Origin of the sequence: Paenibacillus gansuensis (assembly GCF_042684925.1) — a bacterium.
Taxonomy (GTDB): domain Bacteria; phylum Bacillota; class Bacilli; order Paenibacillales; family DY6; genus Paenibacillus_N; species Paenibacillus_N gansuensis.
This window is the reverse complement of record NZ_JBHUME010000002.1, coordinates 746,242-762,450: the sequence shown is the minus strand read 5'-3', so window position 1 is coordinate 762,450 and position 16,209 is coordinate 746,242. Positions and strand designations below refer to the sequence as shown.

The 16,209-nt window shown below is 43.4% G+C and carries 19 protein-coding genes and 1 pseudogene; 15 read left to right on the top strand and 5 right to left on the bottom strand.

From position 1 onward, the window contains the following. The first annotated feature begins 98 nt into the window (after window positions 1-98). The 5 genes from ACFSUF_RS03525 to ACFSUF_RS03505 all read left to right on the top strand — a co-directional run bounded on the left by ACFSUF_RS03525 (window position 99) and on the right by ACFSUF_RS03505 (window position 3,831). Window positions 99-872 (top strand): TerC family protein, encoded by a 774-nt coding sequence (locus ACFSUF_RS03525; RefSeq protein WP_377600145.1) that lies wholly within the window; start codon window positions 99-101, stop codon window positions 870-872. A 144-nt stretch (window positions 873-1,016) separates the two neighbouring features. Beyond that, the gene (locus tag ACFSUF_RS03520; RefSeq protein ID WP_377600143.1) at window positions 1,017-1,220 is read left to right on the top strand and encodes a hypothetical protein; all 204 of its coding nucleotides are present in this window, start codon (window positions 1,017-1,019) and stop codon (window positions 1,218-1,220) included. Window positions 1,221-1,293: 73 nt separating this feature from the next. Continuing rightward, window positions 1,294-1,800, top strand: a complete 507-nt coding sequence (locus ACFSUF_RS03515) for an HAD family hydrolase (protein ID WP_377600141.1) — start codon at window positions 1,294-1,296, stop codon at window positions 1,798-1,800. A gap of 100 nt (window positions 1,801-1,900) precedes the next feature. Beyond that, window positions 1,901-2,347, top strand: coding sequence for a MarR family winged helix-turn-helix transcriptional regulator (locus ACFSUF_RS03510; protein ID WP_377600139.1), 447 nt, complete (start codon window positions 1,901-1,903; stop codon window positions 2,345-2,347). Between the two features lie 65 nt (window positions 2,348-2,412). Further along, window positions 2,413-3,831, top strand: coding sequence for an NAD(P)-binding domain-containing protein (locus ACFSUF_RS03505; RefSeq protein ID WP_377600137.1), 1,419 nt, complete (start codon window positions 2,413-2,415; stop codon window positions 3,829-3,831). Between the two features lie 97 nt (window positions 3,832-3,928). On the opposite strand, the gene ACFSUF_RS03500 is transcribed toward ACFSUF_RS03505, so the two are convergent. Continuing rightward, the gene (locus tag ACFSUF_RS03500; RefSeq protein ID WP_377600135.1) at window positions 3,929-5,056 is read right to left on the bottom strand and encodes an ArsR family transcriptional regulator; all 1,128 of its coding nucleotides are present in this window, start codon (window positions 5,054-5,056) and stop codon (window positions 3,929-3,931) included. Between the two features lie 267 nt (window positions 5,057-5,323). Between ACFSUF_RS03500 and ACFSUF_RS03495 the strand changes: the two genes are divergently transcribed. From ACFSUF_RS03495 to ACFSUF_RS03485, 3 genes are all read left to right on the top strand, one after another. Then, the gene (locus ACFSUF_RS03495) at window positions 5,324-5,815 is read left to right on the top strand and encodes a cysteine hydrolase family protein (RefSeq protein ID WP_377600133.1); all 492 of its coding nucleotides are present in this window, start codon (window positions 5,324-5,326) and stop codon (window positions 5,813-5,815) included. Between the two features lie 30 nt (window positions 5,816-5,845). Then, on the top strand, window positions 5,846-6,361 hold the full coding sequence (locus ACFSUF_RS03490) for a DinB family protein (protein WP_377600130.1): 516 nt from the start codon (window positions 5,846-5,848) through the stop codon (window positions 6,359-6,361). A gap of 313 nt (window positions 6,362-6,674) precedes the next feature. Next, a complete protein-coding gene (locus ACFSUF_RS03485; protein WP_377600128.1) occupies window positions 6,675-7,013 on the top strand; it encodes a hypothetical protein in 339 nt (112 codons plus the stop codon). Between the two features lie 100 nt (window positions 7,014-7,113). Here ACFSUF_RS03485 and ACFSUF_RS03480 read toward each other — a convergent pair whose 3' ends face one another. Next, window positions 7,114-7,962 carry a DUF421 domain-containing protein gene (locus tag ACFSUF_RS03480; protein ID WP_377600249.1) on the bottom strand — a complete coding sequence of 283 codons (849 nt, stop codon included), beginning with the start codon at window positions 7,960-7,962 and terminating at the stop codon, window positions 7,114-7,116. Between the two features lie 170 nt (window positions 7,963-8,132). On the opposite strand from ACFSUF_RS03480, the gene ACFSUF_RS03475 reads away from it, so the two are divergent. The 5 genes from ACFSUF_RS03475 to ACFSUF_RS03455 all read left to right on the top strand — a co-directional run bounded on the left by ACFSUF_RS03475 (window position 8,133) and on the right by ACFSUF_RS03455 (window position 10,958). Then, entirely contained in the window at window positions 8,133-8,783 is a 651-nt protein-coding gene (locus ACFSUF_RS03475) for a hypothetical protein (RefSeq protein ID WP_377600126.1), read from the top strand. 304 nt (window positions 8,784-9,087) lie between these two features. Further along, window positions 9,088-9,459 (top strand): hypothetical protein, encoded by a 372-nt coding sequence (locus tag ACFSUF_RS03470; RefSeq protein WP_377600123.1) that lies wholly within the window; start codon window positions 9,088-9,090, stop codon window positions 9,457-9,459. A 265-nt stretch (window positions 9,460-9,724) separates the two neighbouring features. Further along, window positions 9,725-10,195, top strand: a complete 471-nt coding sequence (locus ACFSUF_RS03465) for a DinB family protein (RefSeq protein ID WP_377600121.1) — start codon at window positions 9,725-9,727, stop codon at window positions 10,193-10,195. Between the two features lie 80 nt (window positions 10,196-10,275). Next, window positions 10,276-10,701 carry a hypothetical protein gene (locus tag ACFSUF_RS03460; protein WP_377600119.1) on the top strand — a complete coding sequence of 142 codons (426 nt, stop codon included), beginning with the start codon at window positions 10,276-10,278 and terminating at the stop codon, window positions 10,699-10,701. 107 nt (window positions 10,702-10,808) lie between these two features. Further along, window positions 10,809-10,958, top strand: coding sequence for a hypothetical protein (locus tag ACFSUF_RS03455; RefSeq protein ID WP_377600117.1), 150 nt, complete (start codon window positions 10,809-10,811; stop codon window positions 10,956-10,958). A gap of 157 nt (window positions 10,959-11,115) precedes the next feature. Here ACFSUF_RS03455 and dapA read toward each other — a convergent pair. After that, window positions 11,116-12,003, bottom strand: a pseudogene (gene dapA, locus ACFSUF_RS03450) (4-hydroxy-tetrahydrodipicolinate synthase). A gap of 112 nt (window positions 12,004-12,115) precedes the next feature. Between dapA and ACFSUF_RS03445 the strand changes: the two are divergent. Continuing rightward, on the top strand, window positions 12,116-12,994 hold the full coding sequence (locus ACFSUF_RS03445; protein ID WP_377600115.1) for a LysR family transcriptional regulator: 879 nt from the start codon (window positions 12,116-12,118) through the stop codon (window positions 12,992-12,994). A gap of 86 nt (window positions 12,995-13,080) precedes the next feature. Further along, the gene (locus ACFSUF_RS03440; RefSeq protein WP_377600113.1) at window positions 13,081-13,650 is read left to right on the top strand and encodes a dihydrofolate reductase family protein; all 570 of its coding nucleotides are present in this window, start codon (window positions 13,081-13,083) and stop codon (window positions 13,648-13,650) included. A gap of 26 nt (window positions 13,651-13,676) precedes the next feature. Here ACFSUF_RS03440 and ACFSUF_RS03435 read toward each other — a convergent pair whose 3' ends face one another. Next, window positions 13,677-14,789 carry an NADH:flavin oxidoreductase gene (locus ACFSUF_RS03435; protein ID WP_377600111.1) on the bottom strand — a complete coding sequence of 371 codons (1,113 nt, stop codon included), beginning with the start codon at window positions 14,787-14,789 and terminating at the stop codon, window positions 13,677-13,679. A 215-nt stretch (window positions 14,790-15,004) separates the two neighbouring features. Then, complete coding sequence (locus tag ACFSUF_RS03430) at window positions 15,005-16,150, bottom strand: Gfo/Idh/MocA family protein (RefSeq protein WP_377600109.1); 1,146 nt, start codon at window positions 16,148-16,150, stop codon at window positions 15,005-15,007. Window positions 16,151-16,209 lie beyond the last annotated feature (59 nt).

Below are 16,209 nucleotides of genomic sequence, written 5' to 3'. Positions count from 1 at the left end.
ATATTAAAGTCTGACAAGGAAATCCTAACCTTAAAATTGATCTAAGGTTGTATACCGATTCCTTGTCGTCACATTCTTACATAGATAGGAGAAATACTGTGGATTCAATTTGGTTAGAGTATGCATGGGCACTTCTGATTCTTATCGGTCTGGAAGGTTTATTGTCGGCGGATAATGCTCTTGTCCTGGCGGTCATTGCGAAGCATTTGCCGGAGGATCAGAAGAAGAAAGCTATTAATTACGGGATTATTATGGCTTTTGTTTTTCGCTTCGCCGCTCTGTTTGCAATTTCTTTTATTGCTAACGTCTGGCAAATACAGGCAATAGGAGCAGCTTATCTTCTATACCTTGGGCTAAAACACATCATCAAAGCACGCTTCGGCAAAGAGAATGAGAACAACCGCGAGGACCTCAAGAAAGATGCTGCCGGCAAAGGCTTCTGGCCAACCGTAGGGAAGATTGCTATAGCGGATTTGGCTTTTGCGATTGACTCCATTCTGGCAGCCGTTGCTCTGGCGCTTGGCCTTCCGGACTCGCCGCTTGGCGATTTTGGGGGGATGGACGGAGGACAATTCATCGTTGTCGTGCTTGGCGGCATCGCCGGACTGATCCTGATCAAGTTCGCGGCTACATGGTTTGTAAAGCTGCTAGCTCAACGGCCGGCACTGGAGACCACAGCTTACGCGATCGTAGCATGGGTCGGCGTGAAGCTCGCCGTAATTACCCTTGCCCACGAAGATATTGGGGTGTTGGATCATGACTTCCCGCACAGCACAGGCTGGACTGTTGTCTTCTACGGCGTGCTGGTTGCGATTGCCCTCATCGGCTGGTTTGCGCCGGCAAAGAAACAATCACAGGCGGGGCAGATTTAGGTAAATAATCTACACAATCAATGAATGGCTATCCCTCGGGATGGCCATTTTGTTTTTTTGGCTATATAAAAACTATTCATTGTAAAGCAGCTGAGTTGTTGCTAATGTGAAATTAAGTTTGGAAATGAAGGGGAGAGATGGAGCATGCTGGAATATGGGTTTGACCGGCTGGCGGAAGCGAAAGAACAATTGTACCGGCTGGAAAAAGCGCAAAGGCGTCAGAAAGAGCTGCGCAGCCGTCTCCACGAGAAGGAAAAGCAAATCATCGAGTTGGAAATGAAATTGGAGGCGTTTTACGCTACCCAGAGGAGAGTTGAACATTTAAGTTGGGAGGCGGCGACCAATTAGTAACAAACCCGAGTTAGTTTTAGACATAGCCGGAGTAATAGCAACCAACTTTTCGCCAATATGGTGGGAGGACATGGCTTTAACATTTAACGTTGCCTATGATGAACTTGCTAAATTCAAACATGAAGTCCGTAAAGAACTATGGACTGGAAAAATGAATGAACAAGAGTTTTGGGCTATGCTTCTCGAAAGGTTTCCCACCGTCAATGCAGAGTATGCTGCTGGCAAACTAATATCAGAGATTAAACCGATGCCTTGTCTTGAAGAAATTCCAAATTGGAGTAAGATCGCTAACATCCATTTATTAAGCAATCATCGCACGGAATGGATCAGTCATATAATTGACCCCGTTAAAAACTACATAACAAGTATAACCATTTCTGATGAAACGGGATTTTGTAAACCGGAAATGGATATATACCTCATTGTTCATTCAAAACTTTTTAACAGAGATCATGTATTGTTCGTTGATGACCAAGAGAAAAATCTTGTGCAGGCCCGGAACTTAGGATGGAATACTTTGCTTGCGGATGAAAAAGGCGAATGGATTAAAGCTGTTAGACATCAGTTATTAGACTAAAAGGCATCTCAAAACATGTTGTTCAAATTTTTCGTACAGCAGATTAATTATTTGCAAATTGCAAATTTATGAGGTATAAATGTAATTAGAGGTGAATTAAATGGAAAACTTTAGAGAAATCTTTCAGATCATGACACGTCGCTTTGGACTTTTGGATAAAAACTGCTGCACCGCAGGAGGCGTGGATATTTCCCTCGTTCAAAGTCATATTATTTATGAAATTGATCGCAAACATAATCCATCCATACAGCAGGTTGCAGACGCGCTTGCAATGGATATTACAACATTCAGTCGCCAGGTACAAAGCCTTGTAAAATTGGGGTTAGTTCAAAAAACGCCGCTTCCGGAAGACCGTAGGATCTATATTTTGAGTTTGACGGCACAAGGTAAATATATTGCCGCGGTCATTGATACGCAAATGAATGATTACCTAAAAGAAGTGTTTTCGCATATGTCTGAGTTTGAACGAGACATGGTCATTAATGCAATCAAATTGCTTAATTCGAGCATGGCAAAATCTTCAGTATGTTGGACACCATTGGGATAATTATTTATCCCTTTTGTTTCATAATAAGTTTGCAAATTGCAAATAATTATAGGGAGGAAGTAATCATGTATAAAAGTATTCCTGTTAACCAAACGAGCTACCTTGAGACAAAAGCTAAGAAAAAAAGCCATCTGCCTGTAGCCATTATTGGAGCGGGTCCGGTAGGGCTAGCGGCAGCATCGCATCTTATTTCAAAAGGCGAGACATTTATCATTTTTGAAGCTGGCGCTGAAGTAGGAGCGAATATTAGAAAATGGAGCCATGTACAACTTTTCTCACCATGGGAATATAACATTGACAAATCGGCTAGGGAATTGTTGCTGGCAACTGACTGGGTGGCCCCAAAGAATGCGGATATTCCAACTGGAAAAGAGCTTGTCGAACAATATATAAAGCCTTTAGCAGAGTTGCCTGAAGTAAAACCGTTTATTTATTTAAATACAAAAGTCACTGCTATTAGTCGCAAAGGATTAAGCAAAGTAAAAACAAAAGGACGAGAGCAGCTGCCATTTGTCATTCACGTCGAACAAAATGGGACTTCGTCGATTTTTGAGGCTAGAGCGGTTATTGACGCGTCTGGTACATGGTCTAACCCCAACCCGCTTCGTTCGGACGGTATCTTAGGCAAAGATGAATTAGCGATCGAAAAACAAATTAACTATGGTATTCCTAATGTGTTAGGCACAGATAAACAGCGTTACAGCGGCAAAAAAGTTCTCGTTGTGGGAAGCGGGCATTCTGCAATTAACACCTTACTAGAACTTGCAGAGCTGCAAAAGGAATCAGAAGCAACAGAAATCGTTTGGGCCATCCGAAAACAAAATCTTGAGGAGGTATATGGCGGAAGGGAATTAGATGGGTTGCCTGCAAGAGGAGCGCTTGGCATCCGCATACAGCAAGTCGTTGATTCCGGTACAATACAAGTAAAAACGCCATTTCATGTTGATAAGCTAATACAAAAGAACGGAAAAATTCAAGTTGTCGGAACAATCAATGGCGAACAAAAAGACATTGATGACATCGATGAAATTGTAGGCAATACCGGATCCCGACCTGATTTATCGATTATCCGTGAACTAAGGGTCTTGATGGATCCAAGTCTAGAAAGCGTTTATGAGCTTGCGCCATTAATTGATCCCAATGCGCACAGCTGCGGTACGGTAAGACCTCACGGGGAACAAGAGCTGCGCCAACCAGAAAAAGACTTCTATATTGTAGGTGCTAAAAGCTACGGCAGAGCGCCGACCTTCTTAATGGCAACCGGCTATGAGCAAGTTAGATCCGTTGTTGCAGCACTGGTTGGTGATATGGAGTCGGCACGCAAAGTGGAGCTTGAACTGCCAGAGACTGGTGTTTGCGGCATTGGTGTTGGTAGTGGCGGTGGGGATAGCTGCTGCGGTCCAGTTCAAGTGGAGGAATCATCTGCTGACAGTTGCTCCGCTTCAAATTTAGAACCTCCAGCATCTAATTCGTGCTGCGGCTGATTATTACTTGCAGAAAGCAAGCGATCTTTAAGAACACCTCTCCATTTAAACTTACAATAAAAAAGACTCCCTGAAAAAGGAGTCTCTTCTCATTACGTTATTCAGTAATTAGATCTATTTTTAGTTTCGGAAATGTTTCAGAGATCTTTTCTATTTCATTGGCAAATATGCATTGATCGAAACGAGAATGAAAAATCTCCTTATCAGGAAGAAACGTCAGGCTTGTTCCTGTTTCATTTGTTAGTCCAACAGTGAGAAGGGATGTCTGTGGAATTCCGTGCTTATATTCTTGACGGAAAACCTTTCCTTCTCTACGTACTTCTACGGTAAGTTTTTGTGACAACGCATTGACGATCGGAATGGTAATACCCTTTACTCCGTTGGGTGCATTGATAGATGCACTGGATTGGCGGTTTATTTCAGTAAGCACAGCTTGAACGAGAGGCTTTTCTGAATTTGGAAAGGCCTGGATAGGAATGCCTCTTCCATTATCGGCCACGGTCACGCTGCCGTCACTATGAAAAGCCACACTAACATTGGAACAAAACCCGGCTTGATGTTCAGCGATTGTATTTTCTAGAACTGATCTCAGCAAAAGATGTGGATCGTATTCTTCTGAGGAAGACCCTAAATATTGTCCAGCATTATTTCTAGCCTCAGATAACTCCATATATTCACTTGTATCAAGTAACTCTGATCCTGCAGCTAATAATAGGAGAAACGGAAGCATTCGATGTCCGGGGATTGTGTAACTGCCGCCACGTTCTTCTTGCCTTAGGAGGTCAGCTCCTTGCAAGGCTTTAATGTGATGATAAAGCTGCCCTGTAGTGCCCATATTTAAATGATCTACGAGTTCCGCCCCGGTCATAGGTTGTTGTAAGACAGCTCTCAGGATTTCGATACGTTGTTTATGACCTAGCGCAGATAGTATCTTGGCAACTTTATCACCATCGAGACTTAATAGTTGATGTACAGCCCTTTCCTGAGGCTCCCATCTGTAATGCCATTTTTCCCCATGATAGTTACCTGAAAAATAAATTCCGCCTGTTTCTCCTTGGCCAGCGTTTCTCTCCACAAGAAATTTGCCGGATGGGCCGCCACCGCTATGAATTGGCGTATCTTTCGGTAAAGAATTTGCGATTTGTGTAACAAAATTTTGAAGTTCAGCTAATTGTGCCTTTACTGCGTCCATTTCTACACCATAGTCACGGGTCAAAAAACTCACCTCACAAAAACTTAATTACGTAATTACGTAATTGAATAATATCATGGATTCAGTACTTTGTAAATGATATCCTAAAAGCAGGTGTTTATATTTTAAATTCGTTTTGAACTAGGAGGACAAGTTTGTTGCACTGACGCAATTGGCGGCATTTTTATATATACATAATTAATACAGTGAATATTTTTTCGAATTATCATATCATTAGGTTAAGCAGTAACTTAACGGGCTTGAGGATTTTCTACATCACTTGAAGGTGGGAACATGGATATGAGTAAACCGAAGAAAATCGCACTTTTGATCGTCGATATGCAAAAATTTTTTTTACAAGAACGTCCTGTAGCAAGCGCGTGCGAGTATATTAATCATGTTGCTCAAACTCTGCGTTCCAGCGGAAACTTAGTTGTCCATATACAAGATGTAGAAGATGCGGAAGCTGTTGGTCCAGAGTTGCTCGAGTTCATTCCGGAAATTCAAGTGGAGAAGGATGACCTTATTGTGAAGAAGACCTTTTCCAATGCTTTCTGGAAAACAGAATTAGAACAAATCCTGCTGGATCGTGAAGTTGGCCTTGTCGTGGTAGCTGGCTTTGACGCCGGGAATTGTGTCCTATTTACATACAATGGAGCGATTGAACGCGGGTTTAAGCCGGCCATGTTGCATCGTGGAATATTGAGTGCCAATGAAGAGCTGATTGCCATTACATACCGCGATCGACATGTAATTTCTTATCAGACTATTGATTTTATGGTTCAGTCTTAGAAATAAATCAAGGTAATGGGAGGAATAGCCATGCTGCAGCGTCCGCTGTCCGGAGATTACCCGCCTTATGCGGAAAACTATGTGAATCAAGTACCCGAAGGATCGGTTATAGACATGCTGGTTCCACAGTTAGAGGAATTGGTAAGTTTGCTCCGAGACGTGACTGAAGAACAGGGGAATTACCGCTATGCCCCGGGGAAATGGACCTTGAAGGAAGTTCTCGGTCATCTGGCCGATACAGAGCGGATTATGAGCTATCGGCTGCTCCGCATAGCCCGCGGTGACACCACGCCTCTGTCTGGGTTTGACCAGGATTTGTTCATGAAAGAGGCGGCTTTCGGGGACAGGACGATGGCCGAACTTTTGAACGAGCTGGACACAGTGCGCAGGGCGACGGTCTCCATGGTCAATACCATTAAAGATGAAGCTTGGGGTAACAGAGGAACCTTTAGTAATCATCCGGGTACGGCAACGGCATTGTTGTACATCATCATCGGGCATATCGCTCATCATGTGAACGTGATTAAGGAACGATATCTGGTTTAATTCGAAAAACGGTTGCTTCCTGGTAACAGGAAACGGCCGTTTTCTTGTTTATCATAAAAAGCAACGGTAAACATGACAAAAATACAGGCGATTCTTAAATTCCCACATATGATATAACATAAAAGTCAAGTTATGTTTACGTAAAGTAGGGATGAATATGAGCCGACCTATTAAAAAAAATATACGAAGCAGGGACATTGCACAGATCAATAGATGGATAAGACTAGTCCGGTCTGGAAGAAATGTTGGCAGTGAGATAGACAGCTTCATTGCGTCCTTTCCGTACAAATATCTGGGAAAGGGGAAGTCGCGAATGGTTTTTGCCGTCAACCGCAAGCTCGTGATCAAGCTGCCGATTAATCTTAGAGGCTTTAAGAGCATAAAACGCGAGATTGATATCTTCTCTTCCTCAAGGGGGCATTTAAAAAGACATCTTGCTAAAATAGTGGACTATAGCGGCGGCTGGATTCTTATGAAAAAAATGGACAGGAAGATGAAAAGATCGAGAGAATACAGGAAGCGTCTTTCCCGCCTTAAAGAGAATTTCAAAGATGCAAAAATCATTCCCAGAGATACAAGATGGGATAACTTACGCAGAAATAGAAATGGAAAAATCATTTTTATAGATTACGGTAATTTTAAAAAAAGGTGAAACAAGGTTTTATCCGTTTTATACTACCACGTCATGCAGACACAGCCCTGAGAAGGCGGTTCCGGGGCTGGGAAGCCTGCCCAGAATCCCTCACTGGGATTTAATGCAAAGCTTTAACTTCCTGAATTATGTTTTCCAGTTGGCGGGCATGGGTTTCGGTCATTTTCGCGGAGTGTTTATCTGTCATGGTGAGTCTCTCGAGTTCGGTTTTGCATGCCTGTAATGAAGATAATAAAGCTTGTTTGTTCGAATGAACCGGCACCTTCCCGCGATCATTATATAAGTCGAAGTACACCTCTCCGCCGGGGCTGACTTGTGCGAGGAAGACATCTTCAATGCGGACTCCGTGCTTGTCCAATTCTTCATGCAGCCATTTTCTGGTTAACCCCACAGAAGATAATGCTTTATCTATAATCTCACCGTCCATGATTACAGCTTGCGATGCCTGCCCGTCAGGAACTTTAATCCCTAATTGTTTAGGTGTGACAGGTTGATTTTCTTTTTTCAGCAGCACGTTGATATCTCCGGTAGTTTCCATGATCGCAAATTCAACTTCGGCCGCGCTAAATACGTTTTTCTTTCGGAGTTGTTCCGTTAGGTCGTCTAACGTCAATTTCTCCTTTTTTAAATTATTTTCCAGTATTTTGTTGTTTTCGATAAGAATAGTTCCCTTTCCGTCAATCCAATCCCTCAGCTTCTTGTTCTTTAATTGAATGTATTCAATCACGAGCGAGAAACTAATCCATACAGCTAAAGAGATCAAACCCAAATACCAATTTGTCTGTAAATCCATAGAAATATAAGCCGCTAAGCTCCCAATAGTGATCCCGGTAATATATTCAAATAAGGAAAGTTGGCTTACTTGCCGCTTGCCCAGTAGTTTTGTCAGAAAAAATAGGACGATTACCGATATTGCAGTTCGCAGGATCACCTCGAGCCATTCCGCCACTTGCCGATTCACCTTCTTTCCTCTTTCCTAACCAGTCATTTCCATTAGTGTGCTATTTTAAAACCTTTTACTCTGGTGTGTCCTTATACCCATGATTAATGCAAGGGCTCTTTGTGATTAGGATTGTCCCTCCGGCATATAATGAACTAGAAATGGATGGTGGGGTGAATATGACCTTATGGCTAATTACGGGGCTATTGCTTGCAATGATTACATTCTACATAGTTGATGGAACTAAGTTCAGTGAGGCTAAACTCAACCTGTTTATTACGATCGTAGGTACGGTAGCAGGTGTTATCCTCGCGTTTATAGCAGAAGATTTGCGCCAGCAGTCCGATGACCGGGAACAGATCATTGGTTTGCTGCATTCTTCTATGCATATCACTCAACAAAGAGTCGAAAAGGTAAAGCTGCGTCTTGTTTATGCCCAATCAGAGATTTATAGTGAAACAGCGATGAAAGTGAAATATCCGGAGATTGCCGCAATTCAAGCTAATGATGAAATTTTTACGGTACTTCTACATAATGGAGAACTGTTTATGAAGCTTTCTCACCAACTGAGAAGACATATTCCCGTGTTTATGGATAATGCTCACTGGTTTGACGCTACCTATCAGCCTAATTCGTTTGAGAACGATAGGTTTATTGAATATATTCTTGCGAAGTATCTTATCTTGTTAGAACAGCAGATCGATTACGTAAACTTGGAAATGAAGCTTTTAAAGGGAACACTGAAAAAGAAAGAATTTGATCAACAATTTCAGTTTTTGGAGGATTATTATTTACTGCGCATAGAAAGGCTTAAGAAGGTCAGGCATTAACACAGTTTAATCCATTGTATTATTCGCTCGAGAATGAGCTGGAGTTCATACTGAATCTGTTCTAGCTGGCGCTGCGCCAGGTCGTATTCTTCGAGCAAGTGCTCTAAGTAATTAATACATTGGATTTGTTGTGATCGACTTCAGACGATGTGACGAATTGAAGGTTAATGGAGCAATCATGGAGAAATAATAATTCTTTTTGCGATGAAACAAACCAATAGAGGGAGTTATGTTCAATGAACGCTAAGCAACTCTTTAATTGATTACCCTCGTAATAATGTGTGAGAAAAGGAAAGGGTGGAAAATGGTGTGGAAGGTCAAGTTAGGATTGCTCCTGTTACTATTCACCTTAATTTTTACAGGTTGCAGCCTAAGCAAAGAGGATGTACTGAAAAAGTTGGTTTCAAAAGAAGAAGGTCAACTCAGAATGCAAATATTTTCGACTTCCCCAGACTGGGACTTCGAGGTAAATAAGGTGCATAACTCTGAACCGGCTCTTCTTAAATACATTCAACAAATGACTATTCATACGGAGAAAGATAAATTGGAATGGTTAAAATTATTAGGACTTGAAGAAAAGAGTCCAATCGTACTTATCTTTGATACCGAAAAGATGGTGTTCCATACAAGTAATCCAGAGGAACTTAGGGAGTTTGCCAAGAGTTTGGAAAAGTAGTTACAAAGCTAACGGAAATGATAGTTATATAACATACATTGTCGAGCAGGACCACGGTCTATCAGGCAATTGAAGACTGGATAAGGATTTTAATAAGCTAAATCGTTAACAAAAATTAAACAAATGGAATTGACGAGGCTGCTATGAATAGATTAGCAGCCTCGTTAGCGGGTTGGGTTATTTTGGAATAAAGGTAAGGTTAATGTTCCATTCCACCTTTTTACATGGTACTATCTCAAATAACTACATAGAAGGAGTGAGGACAATGGAACACTTTTTATTTAAGCAAATGGATTTTGTAAGAAACCAAACCTTAAAAGTGATGGAGGGAATCACCGAGGAATTGGCTGACAAGTTTCCCGCAGGGTTCCGAAATACGATCCGTTGGAATCTGGGTCACATTTATGTCGTCACGGAAAGGTTCGCTTTTCAATACATTGGGCTGCCACAGCAGTTACCCCTAGGGTTTAAGGAACAGTTTGAAAACGGTACTTCCCCATTGAACCCTGTTTCCTACCCCGTTCCGACCTTGAAAGAGCTAGAGACCCTATTAAAAGAACAACAAGGTCGCATTTACGATGCTCTATCACAACGCCTAAAAGAAGAGGTTCAGCCGTATACTACATCTGCTGGTATGACTCTAGAAACCCAAGAACAATGCCTCAGCTTCAACTTATATCATGAAGGCATGCATTTTGGCATTATTAAACTCTATAAAGCGTTGTTACTTAAATGATAGCCACATATATAAAATTGACGAGGCTGCCACGAATATGATTGGCAGCCTCGTTAAGCTAAGGGAGAGAGTGTTAGCCTATGAAAAAAATACCGATACTTATCTGCTTAGCTATCGTTGTTGTTGGGGGTGTACTGTACGGTAATCTCCGTAAGGAGGCTGGAGAAAAACAGACGTTACAACAGAACCTGGTCAAGGTTATTGAAAGTAAGCAGAGCAGCAAAGAAGTGGTTGCAATCGATTTCAACCAAATCACCAGCTTTTCCTGGGATAAGTTGTATATATTTACCCCATACACTTCAGAGGCTGTAATTAATAAGCAGTTAGGATTTCGTTGGTCAAAAGCCGGCATACTTAAATACTCTGATAGCTTTGACCTGATCGTTTTTGTTAAAGGTGAAAAGGTTGTACAGTATGTCAAATTGCCAAGAACTAATGGTCAATTTATAGTTGATAATAAGAATGAATTTGCTCCTGATGAGAAAGTAGAATTCAAACTTGATTAAACCAACACAGGAATTCAAACATAATATTTTGAAATATAATGTCCCTCTCCATACATAATTTTATGATGAATCATCCAGCCTATATAACAAAAGGATGGTGAAACGTAATGGAAACAGAATCAAGGCATGAACCAACCATAGCTCCAGGAATGGCCGATCATCAAGAGTTAGAGGAAAAAGCAACCGAGAACGAGAAAAAGTCTGGTGACACAACTGAGGTAACGCAGCTTTATTTGGACAGAACACCTGATAAGTAATGCCGTATCTGTAACTGCGCTAAGAAGAAATGCAAGTAAATATAATCGCGTTATGTCCCCTTTAAACGGGGATTTTTTGTTATGTCATGGAGGCCGTCTCTTGTTGTTAACAGGCAGGATTGCAAGATAAAATATTGAATAAGAATTACTTAAATCTTTATGGGTTCAGACTTAGCATTGTTTGCTCCAGGTCCAATTGCAATTCTTTAGTAATGGGTACCATTGGTAAACGGAGCGTGTCAGAGGAGATGATATTCTGCCTTGCAAGTAACCATTTTAGAGGTGCAGGGTTGGATTCCTGAAATAGTCTTTGAATTAAGGGAACCAAGGGGTCGAATGCCTTTTTAGCTTTAGTATAGTCACCTTTGCTGGCAAGACGAAAGACATTCATGAAGTCGTTAGTAAATACATTCGCTGATGCAAGTATGCCGCCGGAGGCACCTTGGCTTAACATAGCATGGAAATAGATGTCCTCCCCGCATAGAATAGGCTTTGAACCCAGGCGCGACAATTCAGAGATAAGCTCTATGCCGCCGGAGCTATCTTTTAAGCCAATAACTCCATTCAAATTCATAATCCTTCTCATCATATCAGTGGTTATCCGAACTCCGGTGCGGGAAGGAACCTCGTAAACAATAATGGGTACTCCAACTTGTGCTACCTTTCGAAAGTGTTCAAAAATACCCTCTTGCGATGGACGGCTATAATACGGTGTTACAACAAGGACGGCATCCGCACCTAGTTGCCCTGCAATTTCGGTCCGTTTCACAGTTGAAGCTGTATCGTTAGTTCCAGTACCTATAACAACCGGTATACGACTCTGTTTACTCATAAATTCCTTAGTCTCTTGTACGAGCTCCGTCACCTCTTCCCAAGAAACCGTGGGGGATTCTCCAGTGGTACCGTTTACGACCAACCCTTGAATTTCTTGTGTTAATAACTTACTTACATAGTTCCGATATCAATCCATATCCAACTTTGCATTCGGCAAGAAGGGGGTAACGACCGGCACGAAAACCCCTTTCAAATCTTGTTCATTCAGCATATTTTTCCTCCCCTGTTGGTTGATGACTTCATATTATCATGGTACTTTGAATCAGTGTTATCTATAATAAATGATGAACAGTATCAATAATATTGATGTAATGGGAGAAACCATGGAATTAGTATATTTTCAAACATTCAGGGAGGTCGCCGTTCGCCTGAGTTTTACCCGGGCAGCTGAGGAGCTCGGTTATGCGCAGTCCAGTGTTACGACACAGATTCAGAAATTGGAAAAGGCGTATGGCGTACAACTATTTGAACGGTATGGCCGAAGGCTTCGGTTAACATCGGCTGGAGAAGAGCTGCTGAAAATTGCTGTTCAAATGCTTGAACTGTATCAGCAGTCAAAGGAAATGCTGACCCGGCAGGGCGGGGGAACCCTTTCAATTGGGACGATCGATTCATTAGCTTCTTATTATCTTCCGCCTCTGATCCAACAACTTCGGCAGAAATTTCCCGATCTGTCGATAAGGCTTCAACCAGAGCGCGAAACCATCATTGTTAACAAAGTTAGAGAAGGCGAAATCGACCTAGGACTCCTGCTAGAAAGTAAACCACCCGATCCAACTCTGCAATGGACCAAGATTAAAGAGGAGCCTTTGGTTCTGATAGCTAATCCGGATCACCCGTTATCCATACTTGATAATATCGATCTCGACCATCTCAGCGGCGCCGAATGGATCATGCCGGAGGATAGCTGCAATTACCGAATTATGTTGGAGAAGGTACTTCGTGCTAAAGGGATTACATATCGAATTGGCTTAGAATTAGGTAACCCGGAAGCTATCAAAAGATGTGTTATGGCGGGTTCAGGCATCTCCCTTTTACCAAGAATGGCAGCTGCAGAGGAGATACGTCGTGGAGAGTTAATAGCACTTCCATTTACGCATCCCGAGATCCGGCTGGACTTGCAGATGGTTATTCACCCCAAGAAATGGATTTCGCACTCCTTACAGGAATTGATTGAATTGCTGAAATCGAGTTCGGTATGAAATAAATAAAGGCAAACCTGGACTGCGACATTAATTGACGTAATTAAGGTCTATACTGGAGGTAGATCAACGTAAGGAGTGAAATCATGAAACGAAGAATCATTTTAGATTTAGCAGTGACTTTAGATGGTTTTATTGAAGGGAAGAATGGGGAAATAGACTGGTGCATTATGGACTCCGAGATGGGGTTTATTGATTTCCTTCATCAGATCGATACGATTTTTTATGGAAGAAAAAGCTACGATTTATGGGGACAATATACTCCGGGAATGGAAAGCAGCAATGCTGAACAAGAATTGTGGGATGAAGTTCATAGTAAAGAGAAATACGTGTTCTCCAGAATTCAAAAAAGGACGGACAATCAAGCGTTTTTCATAAATGATCATATTGTCGAAGAGGTAAATGCATTAAAAAATAAACCTGGTAAAGATATTTGGCTGTATGGCGGAGCAAGTCTTATAACAACGTTTATCAATCTAGGGCTGGTTGATGAATTTAGATTATCTGTCCATCCTGTAGTTTTGGGAGAAGGAAAACCGTTATTTACTGGGATGCAACAGAGGTTGAATTTGAAACTGGTGGATACGAGAAAGTTCTCATCTGGCGTTGTTCAGCTGATCTATCATCTGGAAGAGAACGTAAATAGGGGAACCTGATTCGGTTCCCCCACCTTTATACAAACTTAGCTTAGCGTACCTAATGCTTCCCGCGTGAACGGCTGAAGTTCATTGCTGCGCTCATCGCGGATTTTGACGGCCCAGGCAGGGTCCTGCAGCAAGGCGCGGCCCACGGCGACAAGGTCGAACTCTTCACGGTCAAGACGGTCGATCAGATGATCAATGCCGACCGCCTCGCTGCCTTTGCCTTCCGTGAAGAGGCTGGTGAACTCGGAGTCCAAGCCCACGGAGCCGACAGTGATCGTTGGTTTCCCTGTGAGCTTGCGGGTCCAGCCCGCCAGATTCAGGTCAGAACCCTCGAACTCCGGTTCCCAGAAGCGGCGTGTAGAGGCATGGAAGATGTCGACGCCTGCGGCTGACAAAGGTGCGAGGAACCGTCCTAGGTCCTCCGGTGTGGCTGCCAGCTTGGCATTGTAATCGAACGCTTTCCATTGAGAGAAGCGGAATATAATCGGGAAATCGGGACCTACCGCGGCCCGGACCGCCTCAATGACTTCCACGGCGAAACGTGTGCGGCCGACGAGGTCTCCGCCATACTCATCCGTGCGCTTGTTGGTGACTTCCCAGAAGAACTGATCGACGAGATAGCCGTGTGCGCCGTGAATCTCCACCGCGTCAAATCCGATACGCTTGGCATCGGCTGCCGCCTGGGCATACGCCTGAACAAGGCCGGCAATTTCCTCTTTCGTCAATGGCTCGGAAACCTGCTCACCGGTCAGGCTAAGACCCGATGGACCGACAGGATCCACAGGGGAATCCGGGAATTTACTTTTCGCGCGGGCTGTACCTGTGTGCCAGATCTGCGGAGCGATTTTGCCGCCGGCTTCATGTACTTCGCGTACGACACGAGCCCATCCTTCGAGAGCTTCCTTCCCGTAAAAGTGGGGTACATTATGATCCGCAGCCGCAGCCGGGTGATTAATTACTGTACCCTCCGTGATAATGAGACCAACCGCGTTTTCTGCTCTTCGGCGGTAATAGCCTGCAACGTCAGGACCTGGAATGCCTGAAGGTGAAAAGGAGCGGGTCATTGGCGCCATTACAATCCGGTTTTCGAGCTTCAGCTTATCGCTGACAAACGGCGTGAACAGAGATGCTGCTGTTTTGGAATGGGTCATCTTTTTCTCTCCTCCTGAGCGTATGAAATTTCTTTATCTATAAATCTAAATATATAGATGATTATATTCGGATGCAACCCTGCTGAAAGAACTGGTGACTAGTTTGCTGGTTGCCATCGAGTTCCTGTTAAGCGTGGAGATATAATTTGATGCAGTGAAAAAAAAAGCAAGGATACAGTCCGTCTGGATTAGACCGTATCCTTGCTATTTCATTGTCAGTCTTGAAAGGAAGGAATCTCAACCACTTTACCGCCTTGCATCGCGGATTCATGTGCGCAGATGCCCGCTGCCGTCCAATTAGCTGCCGTAACGGCATCAATGCGAGGCTGGCGGTTCTCGACGATGCTGCGTACAAATTCATGAACAAGATGGGGGTGAGAACCATGATGTCCGTTACCTTGAAGTACGGACTGATGAGGGTTGTTCTCGTCCAGCTCATCCTGATGCGTAATGTAGTAAGCAAGTTCTTCCGGGAGCAGGTCGGGTCTGGCGGGAGGCTGAATCCGTTCCGTGTGAATAGTGCGCCCTCTGCTTTCCTCCAGCGGTCCCATCGTAAACAGGAGCGGTTCTTCATCCTCCATGTGCCACTCTATTGAAGCTTTTTCCCCGTAAATGTTGAAGCTCTCCATATAGGGTCTCGCTGTGTGGAACAAGGTTCTTGTGACCTCTGCGTTTGCTGAGCCCTGTTCAAGTTGGAAGATCGCCGTTTCCACAGGATAAGGGTTACCGTAACGCCGGGTTAGTTCCTCCCTCATCGTCCCCGATCCAAAGCAATGGACTTTCGTTGCACGTGTATTTGCAATGGCCAAAAGAGGCGAAATAGCATGCGTCGCATAGTGCATCGGCGGCAAACCCATCCAATAAGAAGGCCAATTCTCCATGTCTTGATAATGGGCTCCTCTCAAAAATTGAATTGGACCGAACTCACCGCGTTCGTGCATTTGCTGTGCATACAGAAACTGATAAGTATAGACTGCGGTTTCCATCATCATATAGTTGCGGTTGTTCTTTTTTTGTGCGGCTACGATGGCATGAAGTTCCTCTATCGTGGTCGCCATGGGCACGGTACATGCGCAATGCTTTCCGGAATTGAGTACCTTTATCGTCTGTTCAGCATGCGACGGGATCGGCGTTACGAGGTGGACCGCATCGTATTCATCGGAGGCCAAAATATCGTTCAAATCCGTATAACGGCGCTCAAAGCCGAACTTGTCTCCATATTGCTGCAGCAAGGTTTCATCGGTGTCGCAAATGGCCACATGCTCGACATCGGGATGCGCATGATAGATCGGTGCAAAAGCGCCGCCAAATCGTAAGCCTACTAAAGCTACTCTTATTTTTCTGTTTGCAGGAATGGTCATAATTTCGGATAACTTCCCTTCATGTTAAGTTTGAACTTACTTCAATTATGCAGAAGAAA